General features: G+C 45.0%; 7 protein-coding genes. All 7 read left to right on the top strand.

Annotated elements, in window-relative coordinates; all coding sequences use genetic code 11:
- The first annotated feature begins 182 nt into the window (after positions 1 to 182).
- The 7 genes from AB5062_RS17475 to AB5062_RS17445 all read left to right on the top strand — a co-directional run bounded on the left by AB5062_RS17475 (position 183) and on the right by AB5062_RS17445 (position 6,018).
- Positions 183 to 1,397 carry a site-specific integrase gene (locus tag AB5062_RS17475; protein ID WP_004292757.1) on the top strand — a complete coding sequence of 405 codons (1,215 nt, stop codon included), beginning with the start codon at positions 183 to 185 and terminating at the stop codon, positions 1,395 to 1,397.
- A gap of 521 nt (positions 1,398 to 1,918) precedes the next feature.
- Positions 1,919 to 2,470, top strand: coding sequence for a UpxY family transcription antiterminator (locus AB5062_RS17470; RefSeq protein WP_004292758.1), 552 nt, complete (start codon positions 1,919 to 1,921; stop codon positions 2,468 to 2,470).
- A 103-nt stretch (positions 2,471 to 2,573) separates the two neighbouring features.
- A complete protein-coding gene (locus tag AB5062_RS17465) occupies positions 2,574 to 2,963 on the top strand; it encodes a hypothetical protein (RefSeq protein ID WP_004292759.1) in 390 nt (129 codons plus the stop codon).
- Between the two features lie 19 nt (positions 2,964 to 2,982).
- Positions 2,983 to 3,804, top strand: coding sequence for a polysaccharide biosynthesis/export family protein (locus AB5062_RS17460; RefSeq protein WP_004292760.1), 822 nt, complete (start codon positions 2,983 to 2,985; stop codon positions 3,802 to 3,804).
- 18 nt (positions 3,805 to 3,822) lie between these two features.
- The gene (locus AB5062_RS17455; RefSeq protein ID WP_124316200.1) at positions 3,823 to 4,602 is read left to right on the top strand and encodes a helix-turn-helix domain-containing protein; all 780 of its coding nucleotides are present in this window, start codon (positions 3,823 to 3,825) and stop codon (positions 4,600 to 4,602) included.
- 20 nt (positions 4,603 to 4,622) lie between these two features.
- The gene (locus AB5062_RS17450) at positions 4,623 to 5,321 is read left to right on the top strand and encodes a GNAT family N-acetyltransferase (RefSeq protein ID WP_004292762.1); all 699 of its coding nucleotides are present in this window, start codon (positions 4,623 to 4,625) and stop codon (positions 5,319 to 5,321) included.
- A 151-nt stretch (positions 5,322 to 5,472) separates the two neighbouring features.
- Positions 5,473 to 6,018, top strand: a complete 546-nt coding sequence (locus tag AB5062_RS17445) for an AAA family ATPase (RefSeq protein WP_009145352.1) — start codon at positions 5,473 to 5,475, stop codon at positions 6,016 to 6,018.
- Positions 6,019 to 6,021: the final 3 nt, after the last annotated feature.

Genomic DNA, 6,021 nt, shown 5'->3' with positions numbered 1-6,021 from the left:
CAAAGGTCATTATACTTATCCTATGGTGGCGCAATTTTCAACTGGAATATTGGCGCACTTTTCAATTAGTATCTACAAGTGAGGATTTGAGGCGCTTGGATAAAAACAGTTAAGGGGCATACGGGAGGACAACCGTATGTCCCCGGCTCACTTATATTTTATCAGCAAAAAAAACGATTATTATGGCAACAATAAAAATCAAGTTCAGGTCCTCTTCGGTCGCAGGCAAAGAGGGCACGTTATGTTATCAAGTGATACACGGGCGGCAGACCCGCCTGATTAGTACGGGGTATAAATTGCACCTTTATGAATGGGACAAGGAAGCGGGCAAAATCCGCAGCGTGAAAGGCAATCCGGACCGGGAACGCTATCTGGAAGCCTTGCGTTTCCGTATGGAGGAAGACCAGAAACGGTTGAACGGCATTATCCGGAAGCTGGAACAGTCAGGGAAACTTTCTTCCGAGCAGATAGTCCTTGCCTATCACAGTCCGGAAGGACATGACGACTGTTTCTTTGTCTATGCCCGGAAAGTCATCGACCAGACCAAACGCATGGGGAAAGAGCGGACATCCGAAGTCTATGCCAGTTCACTCAACAGTTTCATCCGTTTCCGGGGCGAAGCGGGAGATGTACCTTTGGATGCGATGGATTCCGTCATGATGATGGAATACGAGGCTTACCTGAAGCAGAACGGGAAATGCCCGAATACGGTATCTTTTTACTTGCGCAATCTGCGTACCTTATATAATAGGGCATCGGAGGAAGGATTGGTGGAAAACCGCAGTCCGTTCCGCCATGTCCATACGGGAGTTGAGAAGACGGTCAAAAGGGGCGTATCCTCAGAAATCATCGGACGGATCAAGAATCTGGATTTGGAATTATATCCGGCCTTGGCTTTCGCCCGGAACCTGTTCCTGCTCTGCTTTTATCTTCGCGGCATGTCTTTCGTGGACTTGGCTTTCTTGAAAAAGAAAGATTTGCAAAACGGCGTGCTTGTCTATCGGCGGCACAAGACCGACCAACAGCTTTGCATCAAATGGGAGCAGCCCATGCAGGAAATTGTCCGGAAATACACAAATCCGGATTCTCCTTACCTTCTTCCCATCATCAAGGTGCCGGGAGAAAAGGAAAGACGGCAATACCTGAATGCCTCGCATGTGATGAACAAGCGGTTGCAAAAGATTGGCCGGATGGTTGAATGTCCCATCAAGCTCACGTTTTATGTCGCAAGGCATGGGTGGGCCAGCATCGCCAAGAGTCAGAATGTGCCCGTGCCTGTCATCAGCGAGGCGTTAGGGCATGATTCGGAAGATACGACCCGCATCTATTTGGCCCTACTGGATTCTTCGGTGGTGGACAAAGCCAACAGCAAGGTCATCCGGTCTATTGGCAGATAAGAATGATTGGGTACCCCCAAACACATTTTGTAAGTTGAGAGATTCCCCTTGAACCTTTCCCGTTCAGGGGGATTTTTGTTGGACAAAGTGGTAAATCTCTCTTTAAGAGATGTTTCGCACGCCGCAAAATTACAAAAAATACTGCAATCCACACAGGATGAATCCTGAAAATTACGTTTTGGGCGAACCTTCCCACAGGATTTGTTCGACAAAAGAAGAAGAATTGTTTGACAAATAAAAGTGTATGAATTAACAAACTGTTTATTTTCAAATAAATAGCAGGTTGGATACATCTCTTAAAGAGAGATGTACCGATAATGTACATGATTTCGAGTCTACCAAAGTACGATTGAGGTCATGCCGAAATAAGATAATGATAGCATATATAATGCTGGGGAATTTCCCCGAACTTTTGGATAATACCGTTGTAACTACATGTGTTTCAATATATAATAAACACTTGGAGGAGTCGGAAATGTATCCCTTCACCAACTAAGGCGTAAGGCTATCCATTTATTATCATGGACGAAATACTACCTATAGAGGATAAACTGCACTGGTATGCCATGCGTGACCTCAAACGCAGACATGCCAAATTGCCCGCCTACAAGATGTTCGAGAACTTGAAGGTGCAGTGTTTCACTCCTATGGTGCATCGTTTGGTCGTAGTTGGTGGCAAGCGGGTGGATCAGGAAGTGCCTTTCATGCAGGACTTGCTTTTCGTGAAAGACACGAGGGAGCATCTTGATGCCATTGTGGAGAGTACCCCCAAGCTTCAATACCGTTACAAGCTCGGTGTACAGCACACTCCTATCATCGTCCCTGTCGCAGATATGGAACGTTTCATCAAGGCGGTAGAAGCCAGTGATAATCCTAAGTTCTATTCCCCTGACGAGGTGACACCGGAGATGAGAAACCGGAAAATCCGCATCATCGGCGGGCAGTTGGACGGATATACGGGCACATTGGTGACCACACGTGGTTCGAAGACAAAAAGGCTGCTGGTGGAACTGCCCACCTTGTTGGCTGCCTCCATAGAAGTAGAAGCGGAGTATATTCAGCTTATTCCATGAGGATATGAACCGATTGTAAATTTTTCCCTAACAAACAGGAAAAATCAATCCCCCTTGCGACCGAAAATTAATGCTATTATAAATTGATTTAATCACAATTTCAATGAACAGGTTCGGCATAGAGCTTGGCAAGTTGATGGAGAATCATCTGTCAGACATACTTTTCAGTGAGCGTTCCAATAGAGAGCATATTCATCTGTACCGTGTTGATAATTATTGGGTGGCATTCGAACGTTCTGCTTTTCACCTTTGTCACATCTATACGAAATCGGTTATTAATGCGATGAAAGTGTTTCGTGTGCCCCTCCCTATTGTTGTGACAAGTGTAGAGGACAGGGAAATGCCATTTGCCGTAGGTGACATGGAGTGTATGAAAAGAACATTTGTAGAAAGGATATACAAGACAGGAAAGCCAGTTGACGGCAAATCATTCAATGAATGGCACTACCAAAACACCATAGTATTTCAAGACACAGGCTATAGAAGGTCTTAAACAAAGAAAAATCAGGAATATGAGTATAAATAAAGTATTTTACATCTTGCTCATTGTCGCAAGTACAGTGACACTGGGCTCGTGCGGTTCTTCCAAGGAAGTAGTTTATTTCCAGGATTTGAGACCCGGGGAAACAGAAATCAAGTTGCCTGAAGTGAAAGCCATTACAGTCCGACCGGAGGATAAGATTTCCATTATCGTCAACAGCCGTGACCCCCAGTTGACGGACTTGTTCAACCTGCCTTATGTGTCCAGGCAATTGGGTCAGTCTTTAAGGACAAATGGCGTGACGGCTTCAAGCAATCAAGGAGTATCCGCTTATACCGTAGATGCCAACGGTAAGATAGATTTTCCTGTACTTGGCAAGATACACGTGGCCGGAATGAAGCGGGAAGAAATCGCCGAATGTATCAAGAACGAATTGATAAAGGAGAATTTGGTGAAAGACCCTGTCGTGACCGTGGAATTTGCCAATCTCTGCATATCCGTGTTGGGCGAGGTGAACAGTCCGGGACGTTTCAGCATTGACCGGGACAGGCTGACCATACTCGATGCACTCAGCATGGCAGGCGACCTGACCATCTACGGAAACCGTTCCAAGGTGATGGTGTTACGGCAAGAAGGGGATGTGCAACGGGTGTACGGACTGAACCTCACTTCCGGCGAACACATCTATTCTTCACCCGCCTATTATCTGCAACAGAATGACGTGGTGTATGTGGAACCCAATGAAGTGAAAGCCCGTCAATCTACCGTCAACGGCAACAACGTGCGTTCCACCTCGTTCTGGATTTCGCTGGCATCGTTGCTGACTTCTGTGGCCATCCTCATTTTTAATTAATCACGTCCAATCTAAATATTGTATATCGTGGCAACTCAAAACAATATATCCAAACCTAAACAGAAGGAACTTGCGGAGAAGATAGGCGTTTCCGCTTCCCAGTTGAGCCGCATTGTCAGCGGCGAAACGAGAACGGTCAGCAGTGATATTCTCATAGGTGTGGCAAAGGAATTTAAGGTATCGACAGACTACATACTGGGCTTGTCCACCGTGAGCGTCCGTAAAAGCTACGATATTTCTGAATTAGGCTTGTCAGAGGGAGCCGTAAGGGGGCTTGTGACGGGCGCTGTTGATGTGCAAATCCTCAACCGCCTGTTGGAACACAGGAATTTTCCTAAGCTGATAGATTTGATACGGATTTATTTTCAGGACGCGGCGGCAAAGGGGATAATGGCACGAAACCAGCTTATCGAGATAGCAACGGCTTCCCTGTCCGACCTGATGAAAGAACACCCGGAACACCGGGCAGAAGCGAAGCAGGATTTACAGCTTTTGAACGCCCAAAAGATGGGGGAACATGAAGCGGAGATTGAAAAAATCAAAAATGTGTTCCTGGCTATCCTGCGGGACATTAAGAAAGACATAGACAACGGGGAACAGCTGGGAGAAGCTGTGACCGCCGCTATGTTCCAAGCCATGCGGGACGCACTGGCGGAACAGAAACAAAAACCGCTTTCCATTGACGATGTAACGGCGATGATAGCTGGACAGATCGGACAGCTTGCACCGATGGACGAGGAAACCGCCGACCTGTTTCAGCGGTTAGTAAAGAAAATGATTGAACAGGCAGAGAAATAAATGTAGGAGAATATTAGAAAATGGGAAAAAGCAACTCGTACTATATGCAGCTTCATGTAGAAGCACTGTTTACAATGAATGAAAAGAACGAACTTATGACTATAAGGGAACCATGGGACTCCACTTCACAGCCGGCTCCCCGCTTCTATTTGACAAGACCACTTTACGAAAAACCACATGCTTATTTTCGCGCTGACGTACCGAAAGAATTAAGAGAAAAACTACAATCAATTACCAACAGAGAGCCAGTACTGATGCTGCCGAATGAATCACCTATTTATGATAAAGAATATCGGCAACTATTAGGAGAAAGTAAGATTTCAGAAGATGCTTGTTTTTGGCTTCCTGAACAGCCAAAGTTAAAAGCCTGCTTACTCACTAAAGACAACATTGAGCCTCAGATGAGCCACTATTTTCCCTGGCTACCTGAAGAGTTGCTGGATGTTCCCTTTTGCGCTGCTTATTTGGAAGATTCTCAAGTCGTATCTATTTGTCGTAGTGTTCGGATTATTCTTGAGGCAGAGGAAGCGGGAATTGAAACGGCTGAACTTTACAGAAGAAAAGGGTATGCATTCCACACACTTGCAGAATGGGCAGAAGCAGTTAGACGAAATGGTAGTATTCCTTTGTATAGTGCGTCCACTTCTAACTTAGCCTCTTTAGGTTTAGCAAAAAAGGCAGGCGGCATTTTCTTTGGTAACGGTTTTTGCGTTTGCTGATTTATGGTTTTGGGGTATAATAAACTGTTTGAAGAAGAAAAGAAGCGGCTAAAATAGATTGCGGAGAAGTTGGACTTGCCGAAAAATCCAAACCCACAGCGGGGACGGAAAAAGAAATAGAGAACAGCAAATCGAAATAGGAGGAGTGAAAATGAACCAAGGAAGAATTATTGTGATTACAGGTTCGCCGGGAACAGGAAAGACAACAATTGCGTCGATTGTCGCAAAAGAATCGAACATGGATAAATCTGTGCATATGCACACAGACGACTTTTTCCATTATTTAAGCAAAGGAGCAATACCGCCGCATTTACCAGAGTCCAACGAACAAAATTTAGTTGTTATTGAAGCCTTTTTAGAAGCTGCAAAGCGCTATGCCCGCGGTGGATATGATGTAATTGTAGATGGAATTGTAGGGCCGTGGTTTTTAGAACCATGGAGAGCCCTTGTTCGAGAAGATTATGAAGTACACTATATTGTTTTAAGGGCCAGTAAAGAAGAAACTATGAAGCGAGCTGTGGAGCGCTCAAAATTAGACAGAAAAACAAATGTTGAATTAGTAGAAACCATGTGGGAGCAATTTTGCAATCTGGGAATATATGAATCGAATGTTATAGATACGACCACTTATTCCATTCAAGAAACTGTTTCCGCAGTACAAGAAAAAATCGCAAGTAGGGCAGCGTTGTTGTCTTAGATT

Source organism: Phocaeicola sp. RTP21359st1_B8_RTP21360_211022 (assembly GCF_040911965.1).
Classification (GTDB): domain Bacteria; phylum Bacteroidota; class Bacteroidia; order Bacteroidales; family Bacteroidaceae; genus Phocaeicola; species Phocaeicola vulgatus.
This window is presented reverse-complemented; position numbering and strand designations above follow the sequence as displayed.